Origin of the sequence: Streptomyces sp. CA-146814 (assembly GCF_050942385.1) — a bacterium.
Lineage (GTDB): Bacteria > Actinomycetota > Actinomycetes > Streptomycetales > Streptomycetaceae > Streptomyces.
Map to the genome: position 1 here is coordinate 5,747,005 of NZ_CP192068.1, position 19,571 is coordinate 5,766,575.

Annotated in this window: 14 protein-coding genes; 10 read left to right on the forward strand and 4 right to left on the reverse strand. The window is 72.2% G+C overall.

The window, feature by feature from the left end; translation table 11 throughout:
- Positions 1-6: 6 nt before the first annotated feature.
- Entirely contained in the window at positions 7-3,435 is a 3,429-nt protein-coding gene (gene car / locus ACQP09_RS25790) for a carboxylic acid reductase (protein WP_433406765.1), read from the reverse strand.
- A gap of 607 nt (positions 3,436-4,042) precedes the next feature.
- On the opposite strand from car, the gene ACQP09_RS25795 reads away from it, so the two are divergent.
- The 5 genes from ACQP09_RS25795 to ACQP09_RS25815 all read left to right on the forward strand — a co-directional run bounded on the left by ACQP09_RS25795 (position 4,043) and on the right by ACQP09_RS25815 (position 9,599).
- Positions 4,043-5,215: a 3-deoxy-7-phosphoheptulonate synthase gene (locus ACQP09_RS25795; protein ID WP_433403619.1), complete on the forward strand. Its 1,173-nt coding sequence runs from the start codon at positions 4,043-4,045 to the stop codon at positions 5,213-5,215.
- A gap of 57 nt (positions 5,216-5,272) precedes the next feature.
- The gene (locus tag ACQP09_RS25800; RefSeq protein WP_433403622.1) at positions 5,273-5,956 is read left to right on the forward strand and encodes an isochorismatase family protein; all 684 of its coding nucleotides are present in this window, start codon (positions 5,273-5,275) and stop codon (positions 5,954-5,956) included.
- Between the two features lie 38 nt (positions 5,957-5,994).
- Complete coding sequence (locus tag ACQP09_RS25805; RefSeq protein ID WP_433403625.1) at positions 5,995-7,887, forward strand: anthranilate synthase family protein; 1,893 nt, start codon at positions 5,995-5,997, stop codon at positions 7,885-7,887.
- An 82-nt stretch (positions 7,888-7,969) separates the two neighbouring features.
- A complete protein-coding gene (locus ACQP09_RS25810) occupies positions 7,970-8,629 on the forward strand; it encodes an acyl carrier protein (protein ID WP_433403628.1) in 660 nt (219 codons plus the stop codon).
- 13 nt (positions 8,630-8,642) lie between these two features.
- Complete coding sequence (locus ACQP09_RS25815; RefSeq protein WP_433403631.1) at positions 8,643-9,599, forward strand: 4'-phosphopantetheinyl transferase family protein; 957 nt, start codon at positions 8,643-8,645, stop codon at positions 9,597-9,599.
- Between the two features lie 44 nt (positions 9,600-9,643).
- Here ACQP09_RS25815 and ACQP09_RS25820 read toward each other — a convergent pair whose 3' ends face one another.
- Entirely contained in the window at positions 9,644-10,264 is a 621-nt protein-coding gene (locus ACQP09_RS25820) for a ScbR family autoregulator-binding transcription factor (RefSeq protein ID WP_433403633.1), read from the reverse strand.
- A 156-nt stretch (positions 10,265-10,420) separates the two neighbouring features.
- On the opposite strand from ACQP09_RS25820, the gene ACQP09_RS25825 reads away from it, so the two are divergent.
- Complete coding sequence (locus ACQP09_RS25825) at positions 10,421-11,401, forward strand: ScbA/BarX family gamma-butyrolactone biosynthesis protein (protein WP_433403636.1); 981 nt, start codon at positions 10,421-10,423, stop codon at positions 11,399-11,401.
- A gap of 98 nt (positions 11,402-11,499) precedes the next feature.
- On the opposite strand, the gene ACQP09_RS25830 is transcribed toward ACQP09_RS25825, so the two are convergent.
- Positions 11,500-12,273, reverse strand: coding sequence for an SDR family NAD(P)-dependent oxidoreductase (locus ACQP09_RS25830; RefSeq protein WP_433403639.1), 774 nt, complete (start codon positions 12,271-12,273; stop codon positions 11,500-11,502).
- A 153-nt stretch (positions 12,274-12,426) separates the two neighbouring features.
- Complete coding sequence (locus ACQP09_RS25835) at positions 12,427-13,098, reverse strand: TetR family transcriptional regulator (RefSeq protein ID WP_433403642.1); 672 nt, start codon at positions 13,096-13,098, stop codon at positions 12,427-12,429.
- 163 nt (positions 13,099-13,261) lie between these two features.
- On the opposite strand from ACQP09_RS25835, the gene ACQP09_RS25840 reads away from it, so the two are divergent.
- The 4 genes from ACQP09_RS25840 (at position 13,262) to aroA (ending at position 19,549) form a co-directional block, all read left to right on the forward strand.
- The gene (locus ACQP09_RS25840; RefSeq protein ID WP_433403644.1) at positions 13,262-14,431 is read left to right on the forward strand and encodes an IS701 family transposase; all 1,170 of its coding nucleotides are present in this window, start codon (positions 13,262-13,264) and stop codon (positions 14,429-14,431) included.
- A gap of 140 nt (positions 14,432-14,571) precedes the next feature.
- Positions 14,572-15,783 carry an IS701 family transposase gene (locus tag ACQP09_RS25845; RefSeq protein WP_433403647.1) on the forward strand — a complete coding sequence of 404 codons (1,212 nt, stop codon included), beginning with the start codon at positions 14,572-14,574 and terminating at the stop codon, positions 15,781-15,783.
- A gap of 308 nt (positions 15,784-16,091) precedes the next feature.
- Positions 16,092-18,269, forward strand: coding sequence for a transketolase (gene tkt / locus ACQP09_RS25850; RefSeq protein WP_433403649.1), 2,178 nt, complete (start codon positions 16,092-16,094; stop codon positions 18,267-18,269).
- A complete protein-coding gene (aroA, locus tag ACQP09_RS25855) occupies positions 18,266-19,549 on the forward strand; it encodes a 3-phosphoshikimate 1-carboxyvinyltransferase (RefSeq protein ID WP_433403651.1) in 1,284 nt (427 codons plus the stop codon). Before tkt ends, aroA begins: the two co-directional genes overlap by 4 nt.
- Positions 19,550-19,571 lie beyond the last annotated feature (22 nt).

A 19,571-nucleotide genomic window follows, 5' to 3' on the forward strand; every position in this document is an offset into this window, starting at 1 on the left:
CCTCGGTCACGGAGCGATCAGATGCGCCAGGTCGTCCGCGTACTTCCTGATGAAGGCCGGGGAGAGCTGCGGAATGGCGCCTGTCCGGGCCAGGCGTGCCTCCTTGGCGGCGGCCTGGAAGCGGGCGGAGGGAATGGCCGATCCGTTCACGACGCTCTCCGGAGTCCGGTGCGCGTCGAGCAGCGGGAGGATGGAGTGGGTCCGCTGCGTCTCGGGCGCCGCGCGCAGCGCCGTCGCGAACCGCGCGAGCCAGTCGTCGTAGTCCTCGACGCGGTCGATGCGGTGGCCGGCCTCGTTCAGCCAGTCGACGAACGTGTCGAGCGAGATGCCGTCGTCATGGGGGTTGACCAGACTGTACGTCCGGTACCCCGCCCGTGCCTCCCCTCCCAGCGTCACCACGGCCTCGGCGGTGAAGTCGACCGGAAGGCCGTCGTAGTGGGCGCGCGGAGGGCGGCCCGTGCCGTCGGTCGCGTAGAAGGAGCGCGGGGCGATGCCCGTGACGACGAGGCTGAGCAGCAGCCGCGTGAACATGTCGGTGATGTTCAGCTGTCCCGCGTACTCGCTGTGCGCCAGGATCATGTTCGACCGGAACGTCGTGACCGGGAGGCCGTGCAGGTCGTGCGCCTCCCGCAGCAGCACCTCACCGGCCCACTTGCTGGTCGCGTAGCCACTGGCGTAGCCGTCGTCGACCGGCTGGTCGGGGAGGGCGACACGGACGTCGCGGTCCTCGTCGAGGGCCCGGCCGCCGGGCAGGGACGCGGCGACCGCCACGCTGGAGATGTACGTGAACGGCTTCAGCCGGCCCGTGAGCCCCAGGCGGATCAGCTCGGCGGTGCCCACCACGTTGGCGTCGAACAGGTGGTTGTAGGGCAGCACGTGGTTCACCAGCGCACCGGCGTGCACGATCCGGTCCACCTCGCCGGACAGCCGCTCCCACACCTGCTCGCCCAGGCCCAGCCGGGGCTCCGCCATGTCGCCCGCCAGGACCTCCAGGTGGTCGCGGGCCAGCTCCTGGAAGGTGCGGGCGGCCTCGCCGTCCCCGTCGCCGAACGCTTCCACGAGCCGTGCCAGGGCCGCGGCGTCGTCCGTCCCGCGCACCACGCAGATCAGCTTGCCGCCCACCGGGGCGAGCCGCCGCAGCCACTCCAGGCAGAGGAACCGGCCGAGATAGCCGCTGGCCCCCGTGAGCAGCACGGTGTGCGGATCCCCGAAGGTCCGGGGCAGGGACAGGGCCTGGTCGAGCGTCTCCTCGTCGATGAACTTGCCGAGGGTGAGGTCCTTGGCGTGGACGCGGGAGCTGCCCGCCGTGTGGACCGACTCGAAGCTGACCCGCCGGGGCCCCGCCGCGAGCTTCTCCTCGACATGGGCGGCGATCCGCCCCAGGTCGGTGCCGCGGCTGATGATCAGGTCCACGGGGACACGGATGCCGAAGATGTCCAGGAGGAGGTCGGAGAAGGTGACCGCGGACATGGAGTCCCCGCCGATCTCCCGGAAGCGTGTGCCGGGGCCGATCGCGGAGGTCGCGGTGGACATCAGCGCCCGGGCCGCCCGCTGCACCGTCTCGACGGCCGGCCGGTCCTTGCCGCCGCGGCGCACCTCGCGCAGCTCCTCCTTCTCCCGGGAGGCGATGGCGGAGTACGTCTCCTCCAGAGCCGGGCGGTACTTCTCCAGGAGCTGGGGGCGCAGGAGCTTGCGGTGGTCGGAGAGCAGGCCGTTGCCCTGGCTGAACGGCTCGGTCTCGATCAGGACGTCACGCGGTATCTCGTAGGAGTTCAGCCCGGCCTCCTTCGCGATCTCCTGGAACGACTCCCCGAGGAGCTTCTTGAGCGTCGACTCGTCGTCTCCGCACTGCTCAAGGGCGTCCGCGGTGGGGACGACCACCGAGAGCAGATAGGACCGCTCGCTGTTCCCGTACACGAATATCTGCCGGACCAGCGGGCTGACCGCGAAGACCGCCTCCAGGCGGGAGGTGGCGACGAACTCGCCCTGGGACAGCTTGAGTACGTTCTTGCGCCGGTCGACGACGACGTGCCGGCCCGGCTCGGTCTCCGCGACGATGTCGCCCGTCCGGTAGTACCCCTCCTCGTCGAAGATCTCGGCGTCGAGGTCGGGCCTGCGGAAATAGCCGGGGACCATCGCCTCGGTCTTGAGCAGGAGTTCGCCCCGGGGGTGCGGTGAATCGGTCCGGTAATAGCCGAGTTCCGGTACGTCGACGAGTTTGTGGTCGATGACCGGGGGCTTCAAAAGCTTTCCGTCCACCGAAACCGCGGCGGCCTCCGTGGAACCGTAGATGATGTGCACATCGATCCCCAGCAGGGATTCGGTGAATTCCTTCAGTTCGGCGGAGAGCGGAGCCGATCCGCAACTGGCCCATCCCACACGGCCGCCGAGGACGTTCTCGCGGATATCCTTCCTGACCTCGGCTTCGATCCGTTCCTGATCTCCGTCGCCGTCCCGGGCCGACCGGCGGTCGAGTTCGCTCTGGTACTTCTGGAAGAGCATTTCGCAGACGCGGGGGACCAGGGACATTTCCGTGGGACGCGCCAGCGCCATGTCCTCCAGGAAGGACGACAGATCGCTGTTCGCCGTGAAGTACGTGGTGCCGCCGCGGGCCAGGGTGTTCTTCAGCGAGGAATGCCCGGCGACGTGGCTCATCGGCATGTAGTGGAGGTTCGCCGCGTGCTCGTCCGAGAACAGCTGCGACCAGGCGCCGCCCCACATGGCGCGGGCCAGCCGCTCGGTGTACATGGCCCCCTTGGGGGTTCCCGTGCTGCCCGAGGTGTAGATGAGCATGGCGAGCGGGTCCTCGTCACCCGCGATGTCGAACAGCGGCGCCTCGGGGAGTGCGGCCCCTCGTGCGCGTACGTCCTCCAGCACGTCGATGCCCAGCTCGCGCCCGTGCTCCGCCAGACGGGCCCGGGCGGCGGTGAGCCGGTCGGACTGGTCGTCCACCGCCGGTTCGAAGTCGAACAGCACCAGGCGCCGCACCGACGGGTTCGCCAGGGCCAGTTCGACCGCGGTGTCCAGGCGCTCGATGCTGGTCGCGACGGTGACGGGCTCGGTCTCCTCGACGATGGCGTTCACCTGTGACACCGCGGAGCTGGTCTGCAGCGGGACGCTGATCGCGCCGAGATGCGCACAGGCGAGATCGACCGTCGTGTAGTCGACGCTGGCGAAACCGAGGATCGCCACCCGGTCCCCGGCCCGCACCGCGTCGTCGCCGCCGTGGTGCCAGGCACTCGCCACCGAGCGGACCCGCTGCCAGAGTTCGCCGTAGGTGGTCATCTCGTACCGCGGCAGCAGGCCGATACGGGTGCGGCCCGTGCCGGGTTCCTCGACGAGTTCTCTCACGCGCTCCCCGAGAGCGGGGCGCTCGGCATACTGCTCCATGATGTCGGCCATCACTCGCGCAAGTCGCATGATGAATCTCCGTATCGCATAACTGGATTACGCCAACTCTTGACGTCGGACGCTCGATTCCGGGACGGACGGGAAAACTCCTGCGCGGGGCGAGGCCGGCGCAATCCCCTTCCCGTCACCCAGGGCGCGCCGTGATGCTAGGCGCGGCCGAACCGAACATTCGAGCCCCTGAGCCGGAGTCCGTCAGGTCCGCCCTCCGCGCCCCTGACGACGGCAGCGGCGACGCCCTCGCCGGAGCCCACCTGACGGATTACGTTCCGCCGAGTTGTCCACCGGCCGCCGTCGGCCGAGAGTGGTGTCCGTCCGAGAGGTGGTCCCGGTCGGCCGACGGTGTGAAAAGCGTCGGAATTCACCGTACGAGCGGTGGATGCACGGCTCAACACCCGGGATCTCCACGGGCTTTCATCCGGGGCGGGAATTCCCCCGGCGAAAGCCGCCGAAAGCCGCCGAAGGTGCGCGACATCGCCCCGTGCACGGGTACGGGGCGCATGGCATCGCCAGCCGTATCCGCTCCTGCATCTGCCTCTGCGCCCGCTCTTCCGTCGTACTTCCGTGCGGCTGGGCGCATCACCAGGTCTGTCGACAGCCGGCCCACCGGGTCCGGCCAATTCGAGGGAACTCAATGATCGACATAGTCACTCACCTCCGTTCCATGCCCGCACGTCAGCAGCCCGACTGGGAGGGCCATCCGGATCTCGAAGCGGTCCGCACGGACCTGGGCCGGATGCCCGCCCTGGTGGACGCCGAGGCCGCACAGCGGCTGCGCTCCCTGCTCAGGGAAGCCGCGGCGGGCCGGGTCCAGATCGTTCAGGCCGGCGACTGCGCGGAGGACCCCGCGGAGGCGACTCACGCGGACGTCCGGCGCAAAAGCGCGCTGCTCGACGTCCTCGCCGGGACGATGCGTCTGGCCTCCGGCCTGCCGGTGCTGCGGGTCGGCCGGATCGCCGGGCAGTACGCCAAGCCCCGCTCGGCGTCCGTCGAGATGGTCGACGGGCGCGAACTCCCCGTCTACCGGGGCCACATGGTGAACCGCCCGGAGCCCGACGCCGAGCTGCGCCGCCCCGACCCCCGGAACCTGCTGACCGGGTACCGCGCCGCCAGCGACATCATGCACTTCCTGGGCTGGCGGGGCACCGAGTGCAGGACGGACCTCGACGCACCGGTGTTCACGAGCCACGAGACGCTGCTGCTCGACTACGAAGTGCCCCAGCTGCGAAGGGAGCTGGACGGCTCGCTGCTCCTCACCTCGACGCACTGGCCGTGGGTGGGGGAGCGCACCCGGCAGCTCGACGGCCCGCACATCGCGCTGCTCGCCGCCGTTTCCAACCCGGTCGCGGTCAAGGTGGGGCCCACGATGACGCCGGACGAGCTGCTGGCCCTGTGCGACCGCCTCGACGCGGAGCGGCAGCCGGGCCGGCTCACCCTCATCTCGCGGATGGGCGCGGACCACGCGGCCCGTACCCTTCCCGCCCTGGTCAAGGCGGTCCACGAAGCGGGCCACCCGGTGCTGTGGCTGTCGGACCCCATGCACGGCAACACGGTCAGCGGCCCGGACGGGACCAAGACCCGCCTGGTGCGGACCGTGGTCCAGGAGGTCGTGAACTTCCAGGAGGCGGTGACGGGGAACGGCGGGGTGGCCGCCGGGCTGCACCTGGAGACCACTCCGGAGGCCGTCGTCGAGTGCGTGCGCGACGAGGCCGAGCTGGGGCGGCTGGGTGAGAAGTACCTGAGCTTCTGCGACCCGCGGCTCAACCCGCAGCAGGCGGTCGAGGTCGTCTCCGCCTGGCGCGGATAGCCCTGCCCTCCCCGGCCACTTCGTCACCATTCATCACGCAGAAGGACGCGACCGACCATGCCTCACATACCGCCCGTCGAGCCCTACCCCATGCCCGCGGAAGGGGACCTCCCCGACAACACCGTGAGCTGGGTGCCCGACCCGGACCGGGCCGTGCTGCTCCTGCACGACATGCAGGAGTTCTTCCTCAGGCCCTTCCCCCGCACCGGCGAACCCGGCGGTGCCCTCGTCGCCAACGCCACCCTTCTCAGGGACCGCTGCGCCGAGCTGGGCATCCCCGTCGCCTACACCGCCCAGCCCGGCGGCATGACCCCGCGGCAGCGCGGTCTGCTTCTCGACTTCTGGGGGCCGGGGATGGACCCCGCCCCGGAGGACCGCAGTGTCGTCCACGGCCTCGAACCCCGTCCGGGCGACTGGGAGTTCACCAAGTGGCGGTACAGCGCCTTCCACAAGTCCGACCTGCTGGAGCGCATGCGCCACCACCGGCGGGACCAGCTGATCATCTGTGGTGTGTACGCCCACATCGGCGTCCTGATGACCGCCGTGGACGCCTACACCCACGACATCCAGCCCTTCCTGGTCGCCGACGCCGTGGCCGACTTCTCGGCCGAGGACCACCGCCTCGCCCTGAACTACGTCGCACGGCGCGCCGGCCGGGTGCTCACCACCAAGACCGCACTCGGCGCACTCGGCGAACCCGGCCGAGCCGGTGACCTCGGCGCGCCCGGAGCCGGCCGGTGAAACCGCAGTCCGCACCATCTCACCCCACGGGGAACACCATGGCATCAGTGAACGGAACTCCCGACCTCCTCGCGCGCGTCCTCGACGGAGGTGCCGCCGACTTCGCCCTGCTGCACCGGCCGGAGCAGGCCGGCGCCGACACCCTGGAGATCCTCCTCGGCGAGGTGACCGAGGTCGCCGCCCTCAAGGACCTGCCGGTCGCGGCGGAACCGGCGCCCGGTGCGGGACACGACCTGCTGGTCATGATCCCGTACGGGCAGATCACCGAGCGCGGCTACCAGGCCCGCGACGACGGTGAGTCGCTGCTCGCCATGGCCGTACGGGAACAGGCCACGGCGCCCCTCGGCGCGACGCTGTCCCGGCTGCCGGGCGGACCGGTCACGTTCGTCGACGGCCGGTTCGACGTGCCCGACGAGGAGTACGCGGACATCGTGCGCCGGGTCATCGACGACGAGATCGGCACCGGGGAGGGGGCCAACTTCGTCATCAAGCGCTCCTTCGTCGCCCAACTGCCCGACTTCTCACGGCAGGTGGCCCTGTCCGTCTTCCGGCGGCTGCTGGAGCGCGAGTCCGGTGCGTACTGGACGTTCCTCGTGCACACGGGCGGGCGGACGTTCGTCGGCGCCTCGCCCGAGCGGCACATCAGCGTGCACGGCGGCGTGGCGGTCATGAACCCCATCAGCGGCACCTACCGCTACCCCGCCGACGGCCCCTCCCTGGACGGCGTCCTGCAGTTCCTCGGCGACCGGAAGGAGACCGACGAGCTCTACATGGTCGTCGACGAGGAGCTGAAGATGATGGGGCGGGTCTGCCCGTCGGGCGCCCGGCTGGTGGGGCCCTACCTCAAGGAGATGGCGCGCCTGGCCCACACTGAGTACTTCATCGAGGGCGCGACCGACCGGGACGTCCGGGACATCCTCCGCGAGACGCTGTTCGCCCCGACCGTGACCGGCTCCCCGCTGGAGAGCGCGGCCAAGGTGATCCGCCGCTACGAGCCCGTCGGACGCGGCTACTACAGCGGGGTCGCCGCGCTCATCGGCCGCGACGCCGCCGGGGGCCGCACCCTCGACTCCGCGATCCTCATCCGTACCGCCGACATCGACGCCACGGGGCGGATGAGCATCGGGACGGGCGCGACCCTGGTGCGTCACTCGGACCCCTGGTCGGAGGTGCAGGAGACCCGGGTCAAGGCCGCGGGACTGCTCGCGGCGCTCGGTGAACCCGAGCCCGTCCGCTTCGGCGCCCATCCCGCCGTCCGTACGGCGCTCGACCGGCGGAACGAGGGGATCGCCGACTTCTGGCTGTGCGAACCGGGCGGCCACTACGGGCAGGAGCAGCCCTTGGCGGGGCAGAAGGTCCTGGTGGTGGACGCGGAGGACACCTTCACCCAGATGATCGCCCACCAGGTGCGCTCCCTGGGCTGCGAGGTGACGGTGCGGCGCTTCGACGAGCCGTACGACGTGACCGCCCATGACCTGGTGATCCTGGGCCCCGGGCCGGGCGATCCGCGCGAGACGGAGCACGCCAAGATCGCCCATCTGCGGGGCACCGTCACCGGACTGCTCGCGGAGCGCCGGCCCTTCCTGGCCGTCTGCCTGAGCCACCAGGTGCTCAGCACCGTCCTGGGCCTGCCGCTGCACCGCAGGCCGGTCCCCAATCAGGGCGTGCAGCATGAGATCGACTGGTTCGGCGGGCGCGCGCGGGTGGGCTTCTACAACACCTTCGCCGCCCACGCCGAGGAGGACGGGTTCGACCATCCCGCGTACGGGCCCGTACGGATCAGCCGCGATCCGGAGACGGGCGAGGTGCACGGTCTGCACGCCGACGGCTTCGCCTCCATGCAGTTCCACGCCGAATCCGTGCTGACCCAGAACGGCCCCGGGGTCATCGCCGCCCTCCTGGAGGGCCTGACCGCCGCACGCGTCGGCTGACCGGCCGCGCTCCCGGGCCCGGCGGCACGGCCGGGCCCGGGAGCCGCCGACGTACCCCGCACGGACACTTTGGAGCCCTCGTATGTCCCCTGAACACCAGACCCTCGCCGCGGCGTCCGGCGCGGCACCGGCCACGGTGGTGGCCGAGCTCCTGGCCCTGCTCGCCGGCGTGCTGAAGGTGCGGCCCGAGCAGCTGGACCCCGGACTGACGTTCCGCTCGGCGGGCGTCGGATCGGTGGCGGCCACGCAGTTCGTCTCCGCGGTCAACGCCCGTTACGGGACCGGCCTCGATCCCACCTCCCTGTTCGTCCACCCGACGCTGCCGGCCTTCGCCGGACACGTGGCCCGCGCAACCGGGGCCCCTGTCACCCCCGCCACGCCACCCGTACAGGAGATCCTCGGGTTCCTACGGGAGTGCCTGGCCGGGATCCTGGGCTGTGAGCCGACGGCCCTGGACCCCGCGGCCCCCTTCAACCTGCTGGGCGTCGACTCCATCCGCGGGGCGAAGTTCGTCGCCGCCGTCAACGACGCGTACGGCATGAACGAGCCCGCCGTCACCCTGCTCGACCGCCCCGGCCTCGCCGCGATGGCCGCTCATGTCGCGCGGGTCGCCACGGCGGACACACCGCCCGCCACCGACGACCGGGCGGCCGACGAAGCACTGGGCGCGCTCCTCGACGCGGTGCGCGCGGACCGCCTTTCCGTGGACGAGGCGCTCACGCGGCTGCCTCACCGGGCGTGAACGGACGACCACCATGGACGAACGCGAGATACTCACCCGATTCAAGGCCGGGCTGCTGGAGCGCGAGCAGGCCGTGTGGCTCCTCGCGGAACGGCGCGAGGCACCCGGTCCCGGAGCCGGCCCCTCGGCGCCAGGCCCCCCGGCGTCCGGCCCCGCCGCCCCGGTGCTGCTGCCGCTGCCCGGCGGCGCCCATGAACCCATCAAGCTCTGGTACTGCTCCAACGACGAGCTCGACCACGCACTGGCCGCCACCCTGGCCCGGCACTGGCTCGACGACGAGGAGCAGGAGACCGCGAGCCGCTTCCTGTTCGAACAGGACCGGCGGCAGTACCTGGTCGCCCATGCCCTCGTCCGGCGGGTCCTCGCACTGGAGAGCGGTCTGCCCGAGGCGGAAGCCGTGATCTGGCGCTCCGAGCGGGGGCGGCCGTTCCTCCAGCGGCCCTCCGTCGGACTGCCGCGCGGCGGACAGGAGCTGGACTTCAACCTGTCCCACGCCGAGGGCCACAACCTGCTCGGCGTGGTGCGCAGTCACCGGATCGGGGTGGACGTGGAGCGGGTCGACCGCGGTGAGCAGGGCCTCGACGCGATCATCGAGACCTTCGCGCGGGACGAGCGCGACTGGGTGGCGCGCGCCGCGCCGGGCCGCCCCCGGGACTGCCGGACCCTGCGGCTGTGGACGCTCAAGGAGGCGTACGCGAAGGCCCGGGGGCTGGGCCTCGGGCTCCCCTTCGACAGCTTCTCCTTCACCCTGCACGAGGAGCGAGGGGTCCTGGCGTTCCGGCCGCCCGAGTCCGAAGGGGAGCTGCCCTGGCGGTTCGTGGAGCTCGAACCCGAGCGCGGAGTGCTGGCGGCCGTGGCCCTCCTCGCGGACACCGGCGTACCGTCCGCCCTCCAGCTGCACCGTGGCTTCCCCTGGAGCCGGGAGGCACCGGAGCTGCTGGAGCTGCCGGAGCCGGTCGCCGGGCGTTGACGCGACAGGTCCTGAGCCGGCGGGCCGTACGCGAGCCGGCCGGCTCAGGACCTGTCGCGGTGCGGGCTGAGATCGATACGGGGCAGGGTCCCCGGTGTGGCGATCCCCGGGAGCAGCAGCCGCCACATCTCCACCGTGCGCTCCGGCAGGTCCTCCCGGCCGTTCACCAGCTGCGCGTACAGCTGGACGCCGGTGCACGCGCTGACGACGAACTCCGCCACCCGCCCCGGGTCGATCCCCGGCAGCAGTTCCCCGCTGTCCCGGGCGTCGCACAGGCACTGCTCCATGACGTCCCGCCACTGGAGGTAGGGCGTGATGTCGTGGACGCCGAAGCTCCCCTGCTCCACCGAGAGCCGCACACCGGCGCGCAGCAGCGGGTCCTGCAGGAGCTGGTGCGACCAGACCCGGGTGATGTCCACGATGCGCTGCAGCCCCTGGGTGTCGAGGTGCGGCTCGATGCTCTCGGGCTGGGCCATCATGACCGCCCGGGCGATGCCCTCCTTCGACTCGAAGTGGAAGTAGAGAGCGCCCACCGTCAGCCCGGCCCGCTTGGCGATCTTGTTGAGGCCCGTTCCCGCGTACCCGGACGCGTCGAACTCCTCCGCCGCCGCGCGCAGCAGCATCTCCCGCGTGCGCACCGCACGGTCCTGCATCTGACGTTCCATGTTCCGGCTCCTTTCATCAGCAAAGTCTGGACAAAAAAAAGAATCATCCTTATTTTATCTCTCAGGGCCCCAGCCGTCCAGGCTGGTGCGCCCCACCAGTGTCCCGTGCGCTCTGTGTCCATACCTCTCGCACCTCTCTACCGGGGGAGTATCCGTATGCTCAGCACCGCCACCGCCACCCTTGCCCCGCCCGTCGCGTTCGTCGCGGGGGAGCTCGTCCACAAGGCCCGCCCCGGCTCGGTGCTCCTGACCGGTCTGCGGCCCGACGGGGGCGACGGGTTCGTCGTCTCGGCCCACTGGCCCGAGGTGCACGAGTTCTACGCGACCGGGCGCACGGCGCTCGACCCGCTGCTCCTCACCGAGACGGTGCGGCAGGCCTTCCCCCTGCTGTGCCACAGCGCCTACGACGTCCCCCTCGGCCACCACCTGCTCTGGGACACCTTCGGCTACGAGCTGACCCCCGCGGCCCTGGCCCCCAGAGACCACGGCAGAGCGGTCGAACTCCACGTCTCCTGCCGGGAGTCGACCCGCCGGGGCGGCCGGGCGGCGGCGCTGACCCTGTCCATATCGGTGGTCCGGGAAGGGGTGTTGCTCGCCGAGTGCGACACGCGCCTGACCGTACAGTCCCCGGCCGTCTACCAGCGCCTGCGGGCGGGGCGGGGCACCCCGGAATCCGTCACCGCCCTGCCCGCCGCCCCCATCGCGCCGATCGCGTCGTCCGCCCTGGCGCGCACCCGGCTCCGCGACGTCGTCCTCAGTCCCGCGGCCGGCCTCGGCCGGTGGTGGCTGCGGGTGGACACCGCGCACCCCCTCTTCTTCGACCACCCCCTCGACCACGCCCCGGGCCTGCTCCTCCTGGAGGCCGCGCGCCAGGCCGCCCTGATGCTTCCCGCCGGCCACCCGCAGTCCGTGCTGGGCATGGAGACCTCCTTCGTCCGCTACGTCGAGCTCGACGCTCCGTGCCGGATCGAGGCGCGACCGGTGGACCCGGACCCGCGGGGCCACCACCGTACGGTCGTCTCGCTGTGGCAGAACGGCGTCGAGTGCTTCACCGCCACGGTGCGGCTCACCCGGAAGGCGGGTTCCGGGGCCGGCGCTCTCGCGGCCGGTGGTGAGGTCATCCCGTTCCCGCGGTAGGCCTCCGTGTCCCGCCTCACCGGCACGCGCTGATACGGCGACGGCGGCCCGCCCCGCAAAGGGGCGGGCCGCCGTCGCCGTGGGCGGGCCACCTGGTGTCAGCCGGCGGTCCAGCCGCCGTCCACCGGCATCGCGACCCCCGTGACGAAGGAGGCCTGATCGCTGCAGAGCCAGGCGGCGTTGCGCGCGATCTCCTCCGGTTCGGCCATCCGGCGCTGCATGGAGCGCCCGACGAACTGCTCCTCCAGCGCGGGGGTCTCCTTCAGTACCTGGTCCATCATCTCGGTGCGCGTGCTGCCCACCACCAGGGCGTTCACGCGGATCCCGCGCCCTCCGTACTCGGCCGCGGCCGCCCGTGTCAGCCCCAGGACCGCGTGTTTGGCCGCCACATAGGCGGCGGAGGTGCCGGTGGCCAGCACCCCGGCCACGCTGGAGGTGTTCACGATCGCGGCGGGGCGGTCGGAGCGGAGCATGGCGGGGATCTGGTGGCGCATGCAGTTCCACACGCCCCGGACGTTCACGGCCATGATCTGTTCGAAGGCCGCGCCGTCCGTCTCGTGCAGCAGGCTGCCGGACGCCGCGTATCCGGCATTGTTGAACGCCCCGTCCAGCCGGCCGAAGCGTGACACCGCCTCGGTGACGACCCGCTCGACCTCGCCCTCCTGGGTCACGTCCCCCACGGTCGCCATCGCGCGGCCCCCGCTCGCGACGATCCGGTCGGCCAGTTCGCGCAGCCGCTCCCCGCGCCGCGCCATGAGCACCACGGTCGCGCCCTCGGTGGCGAACACGTGCCCGGCCGCCGCCCCGATCCCGCTGGACGCCCCCGTGATCATGATGACCTTGTCGCGCAGCAAGCCTGTGTCCCTCGTCATGCGAGCTCCCACTCCCCATGGATTGCTTCTGACCCCCCAGGGGCCGCCCTCGCGGATGGCCCCCCGTACAAGAAAAGAATAATGGTCCTTATGTATTTTTGCTAGCGGGTGTCAGGGGTCTGGCGGGCGTCAGGGCCGGGGGAGTCCGGGGCCCTACCGGGGGGTGTGGTCCGGCTCCGGTGGGCGGTGGGCCGAGATGCCGTACAGGAGCAGATCGCAGAACTGGGCGACGTACTCTCCGCCGGCCTCGGCGGCGCCGGGCTCCGGATCGCGGCCCCGGGCGCGCACCTCCGTCCCGGCGGCCAGGCGCAGGGCCATCTCCGTCACCGCCTCCGGGGTGACGCCCGCCCGCAGCTTCCCTTCCTCGTCCGCGCTCCGGAGCATCTGCCGCACCGGCCGGAGCCAGGAATCCGGCCAGCCCCCGCCCTCCGGGAGCTCTCCGGAGAGCCGTACGGCCGCGCGCACCGCGACGTCGCGGTGCAGCAGTTCGAGCAGGGCGAGCAGCAGGAGGTGGGCCCGGCGCAGGGGGGCCGCGGGGAGCTCGACCGCCTCGTTCACCCGCTCCTCGATCCGGGCGAGGCCGAGCTCCCTGAGCTCGGTGAGGAGCTGTCCCTTCGTGGGGAAGTGGAAGGTCAGCGCCCCGGTCGTGACGCCGGCCTCGCGGGCGATGCGGTGCATGGCGATGCTGCCGTGGCCGTGCCGGTCGATCTCCCGTGCGGTGGCGTCCAGCAGGGTGCCGCGCGTCAGCAGGGATCTCTCCTGCTGTTTCGCCGGCCTCCTTCCCGCTCCGTCCGATGTCACCGTGGCCTCCCGCTTCTCGTTCACTGATCAACTCCCTACGCTCCCCGCGTCATCCGCCGTTCACAACGCCGAGTTGACGAACTTGCACCCGGAAGGCATCCTCACTCTTCAAAAGAATGAGAATGATGGTTATGTTTTTGGTGTCGCCGGCAGCCAGCGCCGGCCGGGAGCCTTCAAGGAGCCAGCCATGTCTGCAGGGGCCACAGCGATCCTCGACGCACCGGAGAGCGCGCGGCGCGAGGGGCCGGAGGGCCTGACCGCCTACGGGGAGCGGGTCTTCGGGTATCTGCCCCGCAGCGATCAGCGCCGCTGGGCGGACGCCTATCTCAGGGGACTGCTCGCCACGCCCGGTCGCAAGACCGTACGGCGGATGGCCCGGAGGCTGGACCTGCCCGACAGTGCGCCGCAGGCCCTTCAGCAGTTCATCAGCGCCAGCCCCTGGCAGTGGACGCCCGCGCGGGTGGAGCTGGCCAAGATCGCCGCCGAACTGCTGCCCGACGCCGTCTGGACGGCCAAGCCGGTGCTGCTGCGCAAGCGCGGAAACCACTCCGTGGGGGTGCGCGAGGGCATCGTCCCGGGTACCGGCCGGCGGGTGAACTGCCAGGTCGGCATCGGACTGTTCCTCACCGGAGCCGGACACAGCGTCCCGGTCGGCTGGCGTCTCCTCCTCGACGACGCCTGGTGCGAGGACCCCGAGCGCCGCCGCCGGGTCCGGATCCCGGACACGGTGACGCCCCGCCCCGCCTGGGCCCTCGTACTGGAGATGGTGGAGCAGTTCGCCGCCGCGGGGGTGGCCGGGTCCGCGCCCGTGGTGCTCGGCCGTGACTTCGCCCCGGGCGTCCGCCAGGTGGTCTCACAACTCACCCGCCGGCGGCGCGACTTCGTCCTGGAGGTGGAGCCCGGGCAGCCGCTCGTCCCGGTGTCCCCCCGCGGGACCGTCCCCTCCTCATCCACCGCGCCCCGCGGCGACGCGGCGGCCCTGGTCGCGGCGCACTGCCGGCGGACGGCCTCCGCGCTGCCGGGGCGGGCGCAGATGTTCTCGGCCGCGGTACGCCTCCTCCCGCCCGGCCCCCCGGCACCGGCCGGGCACCAGCCCCACCGGCTCGTGGCGGAGGTCGCCGCCGCGCCGAAACGGCCCTCCCGGTTCTGGATCACCTCGCTGCGCGACGCCCCGCCCACCACCGTGCGCGGGCTCGCCCACCGCACCGTCCTGACCGACGTCGTGGTCCGGGACGTGCAGACCGAGCTGGGTCTCCTGGACTTCGAGGGCCGTTCCTTCCCGGGCTGGCACCACCACATGACGCTGGCCTCCGCCGCCTACCTCTACCGCCGGCTGCGGGGCCCGAACACCCCGTAGAGGGGCCCGAACACCCCGTACGAGGTGGCCCGTCGCCGAGCGGGACCTCGCGCAGCCGAGGTGCCGCTCAGCCGGACACCGTGCCGTCTTGTCGTCGATCCCTCCGGGGCCACGCCCCCGGGCAACAGTGAGGAAGCCCCATGATTGACCACTACCCGGCCGCTGTCCGTACCGGCCACGCTCTGCCGGCCCAGGCCCAGGCTCCTTCCGCTTCCCGTGACCTCACCCTCGCCGAGCTGTCCTCCAGGGTCCTGGCCTCGCTGCCCCGCAGCGACCAGCGCCGCAAGGGCCTCCAGTACCTGGACGGTCTGCTGACCGTCCAGGGGCGCAAGTCGATCCGCAACATCGCCAAACTGCTCGGAACCCAGGCTTCCGAGCAGAACCTGCACCACTTCATCTGCGACTCCACCTGGGACTGGGTCCCCATACGCCGGGCCTTGGCCGAAGCCGTGGACGACGCCCTGCCGACCCGGGCCTGGGTGGTGAGACCCATGACCATCCCCAAGGCCGGCCAGAACTCCGTGGGGGTGGGCCAGCACTTCTCCCCGGCGCTCGGCCAGACCCTGAACGCACAGCGGGCCGTCGGCGTCTGGGCCGCGTCGGAGTCCGCGAGCGTACCGGTCAACTGGCGCCTGTACCTCCCCTCCTCGTGGCACACCGACGACGCCCGGCGCAGTCAGGCGGCGGTCCCGGAGGGGGCGAGCGCGGAGAGCCTGCACGGCTGCGCGGTCGAGGCGTCCCGGGAGACCCAGCTGGGCTGGGGGCTGCCGGTGCGGCCCGTCGTCTTCGACCTGGACGAGGCGCCCGAACCGCTCCTGGAGACGCTCGCCACCAGCCACGCGCCGCTCATGGCGAGGGTGGGCGAGGACACCCTGCTCACCGTGGTCGACCGGGTCATGGGCGGGCGGGAGCAGAGCCCGCTCCCCGCGCACCGGATCATGGCCATGGCCGGCAACATGCGGCGTCCGGTCCCGCACGGGCGCCCGCTGCCGGGCAGGGTGCAGGGCATGCCCCTCGCCGCCGCCGTCCGCGTCGAACTCCCTGCATACCCACGGGGTTCCGAGCACCGGCAGCTGGTGCTCCTGGGCACGGGCGACTACGGCAGCCGCTGGCCGGCCGAACTGTGGCTGTCCAACCTCACCACCGTCCCCATGGAATACCTGGCCAGGCTGCGACAGCTCACGGCCCGCGCGGCCCGGGACGCCGCGGTGGTGGCCGACCGGGTGGGCATCCGGGACTTCACCGGGCGTTCCTTCACCGGCTGGCACCGGCACGTCACGCTCGCCTCGGCGGCCCACGCCGTCACCATGCTCGGCGACCCCGCACGGCAACTTCCGCACAGGGTGCGCTAGTTATCGACCTCCGGCTTGGGCGCCCACCCGCTGCCCCATAAGTTGGAACGGTAGCCGAGCCACGGCCCGGCCCCGCCGCGGGCCGCCCCGCCGCCGGTCCCGTCCGGCGCACGGCACGCCGGACCCCACCACGAGGACCGGCCCCGGACAGGGGCCCACCCCGAACCCGCCGCCCCCCCACGCGCCTGCTCATGTGCGCCCGCCCGCACACCCGCACGCCCGCACGTCTCGACCGCGCTGCCCCGGGCAGCACCTCCCGACCAGCCCCGCGGTTCTCCCGGACCGCCGAACTCCGTAGGGACGACCTCATGCAGTCACCACCGCAGACCGCACCGGATCAGCCGGCACAGCGCACCAAGGACCGGAGCGCTCAGGACCGGAGCGCGCAGGAATGGAGCGCGCAGGACCGGAGCGCACAGGAATGGAGCGCACAGGAATGGAGCGCGCTCGACGAGCTGGCCGTCGACACCGCTCGCACCCTGGCCATGGACGCCGTGCAGCACGCCGGGCACGGACACCCCGGAACCGCGATGAGCCTCGCCCCGGCCGCGTACGTCCTCTTCCAGAAGGTCATGCGCCACGACCCCGCCGACCCCGGCTGGGAGGGGCGGGACCGCTTCGTCCTCTCGGCCGGGCACGCCAGCCTGCTGCTGTACGTGCAGCTGATGCTGGCGGGCTACCCGCTGACCCTGGACGACCTCAAGGCCTTCCGCCGGCACGGCAGCCTCACCCCCGGCCACCCCGAGCGCGGGCACACCCCCGGGGTGGAGACCACCACCGGGCCGCTGGGACAGGGCATCGCCAACGCGGTGGGCATGGCCATGGCCGCCCGCTACGAGCGGGGGCTCTACGACCCCGAGGCCGCCACCGGCACCTCCCCCTTCGACCACACGGTCTGGGTCATCGCGGGCGACGGCGACCTCCAGGAGGGCGTGTGCGCCGAAGCCTCCTCGCTGGCCGGGCACCAGAAGCTGGGCAACCTCGTCGTGCTCTACGACGACAACCACATCTCGATCGAGGGGGACACCAGCACCGCGTTCTCCGAGGACGTCCTGCAGCGGTACGCCTCGTACGGCTGGCATGTGCAGCGGGTGGAGCCGAAGCCCGACGGCGACCTCGACCCCCGCGCCCTGCGCGAGGCGTTCCTCGCCGCCAAGGAGGTACGCGACCGGCCCACCCTGATCGCCGCGCGCTCGGTCATCGCCTGGCCCGCGCCCCAGGCCAAGGGCACCGCCGCCGCGCACGGAGCCGCCCTCGGCGCGGACGAGGTCGCGGCCACCAAGGAGATCCTCGGCCTCGACCCGGCCCGCTCCTTCCACGTACCGGACGAGGTGCTCGCGCACACCCGGACCGCCCTGGTCCGTGGCCGCGCCGCCCACACCGCCTGGGCCGGGAGACTGGCCGGGTGGCGTGACGCCCACCCCCGCCGGGCCGCCGAGCACGACCGGATCACCCAGGGGCAGCCGCCGACCGGGTGGGAGAACAAGCTCCCCACCTTCGAACCCGGCACCTCGGTGGCCACCCGCAAGGCCTCGGGCACCGTACTCGCCGCGCTGGGGCCGCTGCTGCCCGAGCTGTGGGGCGGCTCCGCCGACCTGGCCGGCTCCAACAACACCACCATCGACAGCTCCTCCTCCTTCCTGCCGCTGGGCAACGCCCTCCCGCAGGCCGACCCGTACGGGCGCACCGTGCACTTCGGCATCCGGGAACACGCCATGGCTTCCGTGATGAACGGGGTGGCGCTGCACGGCGCGACCCGTATCTACGGCGGCACCTTCCTGGTCTTCTCCGACTACATGCGCCCCGCCGTACGGCTCGCCGCGCTGATGCGGCTCCCGGTCACCTATGTGTGGACCCACGACTCGATCGGCCTCGGCGAGGACGGCCCCACCCACCAGCCGGTCGAACAGCTGGCCTCCCTGCGGGCCATCCCCGGACTGAACGTCGTACGCCCCGCCGATGCCAACGAGACGGCGGCGGCCTGGGCGGAGATCGTCCGCCGGCACAGCACCGACCCCGCCCCGCACGGGATCGTGCTGTCCCGGCAGAACCTGCCCGTCTACCCGCCCAACGACCTCGTCCCGCGCGGTGGTTACGTCTTCCGCGAGGCCGAGGGCGGGGTTCCGCAGGCGCTGCTCGTGGCCACCGGTTCGGAGGTGTCCCTGGCGGTCGCCGCCCAGGAGCTGCTGGAGCGGCGCGGCGTCGCGGCCCGGGTGGTGTCGATGCCCTGCCTGGAGTGGTTCATGGAGCAGGACCGCTCCTACCGGGACCTGGTGCTGCCTCCCGGCATCCGCGTACGGGTGACGGTCGAGGCCGGCGTCGGCCTCGGCTGGGACCGCATCGCGGGCGAGGCGGGACGCGTGATGTCCCTGGAGCGGTTCGGGGCCTCGGCCGACGGCGCACTGCTCTTCCGCGAGTTCGGCTTCACCCCCGAGGCGATCGCCGCCGAGGTGGAGACCGCCATGGAGAAGGCGGCCGGCCGATGACGACGCAGGCATCCCGGCTGCGCCCGCTGACCGCGCGCATCCCCGGCTCCAAGAGCATCACCACCAGAGCCCTGCTGCTGGCCGCCGCCGCGAAGGGCACCAGCACCCTGTGGGCCCCGCTGGTCAGCCACGACACCCTCGCCTTCCGGGCGGCCCTGGGGAACCTCGGCGTACACGTCGAGAACAGCCCCGGCGACCAGTTCTGGGACGTCACCGGCCACGGCCGCGGCCCCGTCGGGACGGGCGAGGTGTGGTGCGCGGACGCCGGTACGGCGGCCCGCTTCCTGCCCCCGTTCAGCGCGGCGGGCGAGGGCACCTTCACCTTCGACGGCTCAGAACAGCTCCGGGCCCGCCCGTTGAGTCCGCTGATGAAGGCCATGACCGCGCTCGGCGCCGAGCTGGAGACCCCGGCCCCGGGACGCCTCCCGCTGACCGTACGGGCCACCGGACTGGAGGGCGGCGAGCTGCGGGTGGACTCCTCCATGAGCAGCCAGTTCCTCAGCGGCCTGCTGATGAGCGCCCCCCTGATGCGGCGCCCGGTCCGGGCCGACCTGAGCGGTTCCGTCAGCCGCCCCTACCTGGACATGACGCTGTCCCTGATGCGGCGCTTCGGCGCCGACGTCCAGGAGTCCGGCACCGGGGTGGTCGAGGTGCGGCCGGGCGGATACCGGCCCGCCGCCCTCGTCATCGAACCCGACGCCTCCACCGCCAGTTACGTCTTCGCCGCCGCCGCGGCGACCGGGCACCGGGTCACCGTCCCCGGCCTGTGCCGGCGCAGCCTCCAGGGCGACCTGCGGTTCGTGGACACCCTGCGGCAGCTGGGCGCCCAGGTGGAGGTGTCGGACCGGGACGTCACCGTGACCGGCACCGGACGGCTGCGCGGCGGTCTCACCCTCGGCATGGGGGACATCTCCGACACCTTCATGACCCTCGCCGCCATCGCCCCGCTCGCCGACGGGCCCCTGACCATCGGCGGTGTACGGCACGCCCGCTACAAGGAGTCGGACCGCATAGCGGCGGTGACGCAGAACCTGCGCGCCTGCGGCGTCCGGGTGGACGAGACGGAGGACTCGGTCACCGTCCACCCCGGCCTGCTGCGCCCGGCCCGCATCGCCTGCCACCGCGACCACCGGATCGCCATGGCGTTCTCGGTCCTGGGGATGGCCGCACGGATACCGCTGGCCCTCGACGACCCGTCCTGTGTGAAGAAGACCTTCCCCGGGTTCCACCGGGAGATGGCCCGGCTCTTCCCGTCCTACGAAGTGCCGGATCACCGCTGATGACCACGTACGCGCGCAAGAG

What these genes read in the sequence shown, in the direction of transcription:
- ACQP09_RS25795 (WP_433403619.1), top strand. Translation starts at nt 4,043, where the DNA reads ATGATCGACATAGTCACTCACCTCCGTTCCATGCCCGCACGTCAGCAG.
- ACQP09_RS25800 (WP_433403622.1), top strand. Translation starts at nt 5,273, where the DNA reads ATGCCTCACATACCGCCCGTCGAGCCCTACCCCATGCCCGCGGAAGGG.
- ACQP09_RS25805 (WP_433403625.1), top strand. Translation starts at nt 5,995, where the DNA reads ATGGCATCAGTGAACGGAACTCCCGACCTCCTCGCGCGCGTCCTCGAC.
- ACQP09_RS25810 (WP_433403628.1), top strand. Translation starts at nt 7,970, where the DNA reads ATGTCCCCTGAACACCAGACCCTCGCCGCGGCGTCCGGCGCGGCACCG.
- ACQP09_RS25815 (WP_433403631.1), top strand. Translation starts at nt 8,643, where the DNA reads ATGGACGAACGCGAGATACTCACCCGATTCAAGGCCGGGCTGCTGGAG.
- ACQP09_RS25820 (WP_433403633.1), bottom strand. Translation starts at nt 10,264, where the DNA reads ATGGAACGTCAGATGCAGGACCGTGCGGTGCGCACGCGGGAGATGCTG.
- ACQP09_RS25825 (WP_433403636.1), top strand. Translation starts at nt 10,421, where the DNA reads ATGCTCAGCACCGCCACCGCCACCCTTGCCCCGCCCGTCGCGTTCGTC.
- ACQP09_RS25830 (WP_433403639.1), bottom strand. Translation starts at nt 12,273, where the DNA reads ATGACGAGGGACACAGGCTTGCTGCGCGACAAGGTCATCATGATCACG.
- ACQP09_RS25840 (WP_433403644.1), top strand. Translation starts at nt 13,262, where the DNA reads ATGTCTGCAGGGGCCACAGCGATCCTCGACGCACCGGAGAGCGCGCGG.
- ACQP09_RS25845 (WP_433403647.1), top strand. Translation starts at nt 14,572, where the DNA reads ATGATTGACCACTACCCGGCCGCTGTCCGTACCGGCCACGCTCTGCCG.
- tkt (WP_433403649.1), top strand. Translation starts at nt 16,092, where the DNA reads ATGCAGTCACCACCGCAGACCGCACCGGATCAGCCGGCACAGCGCACC.
- aroA (WP_433403651.1), top strand. Translation starts at nt 18,266, where the DNA reads ATGACGACGCAGGCATCCCGGCTGCGCCCGCTGACCGCGCGCATCCCC.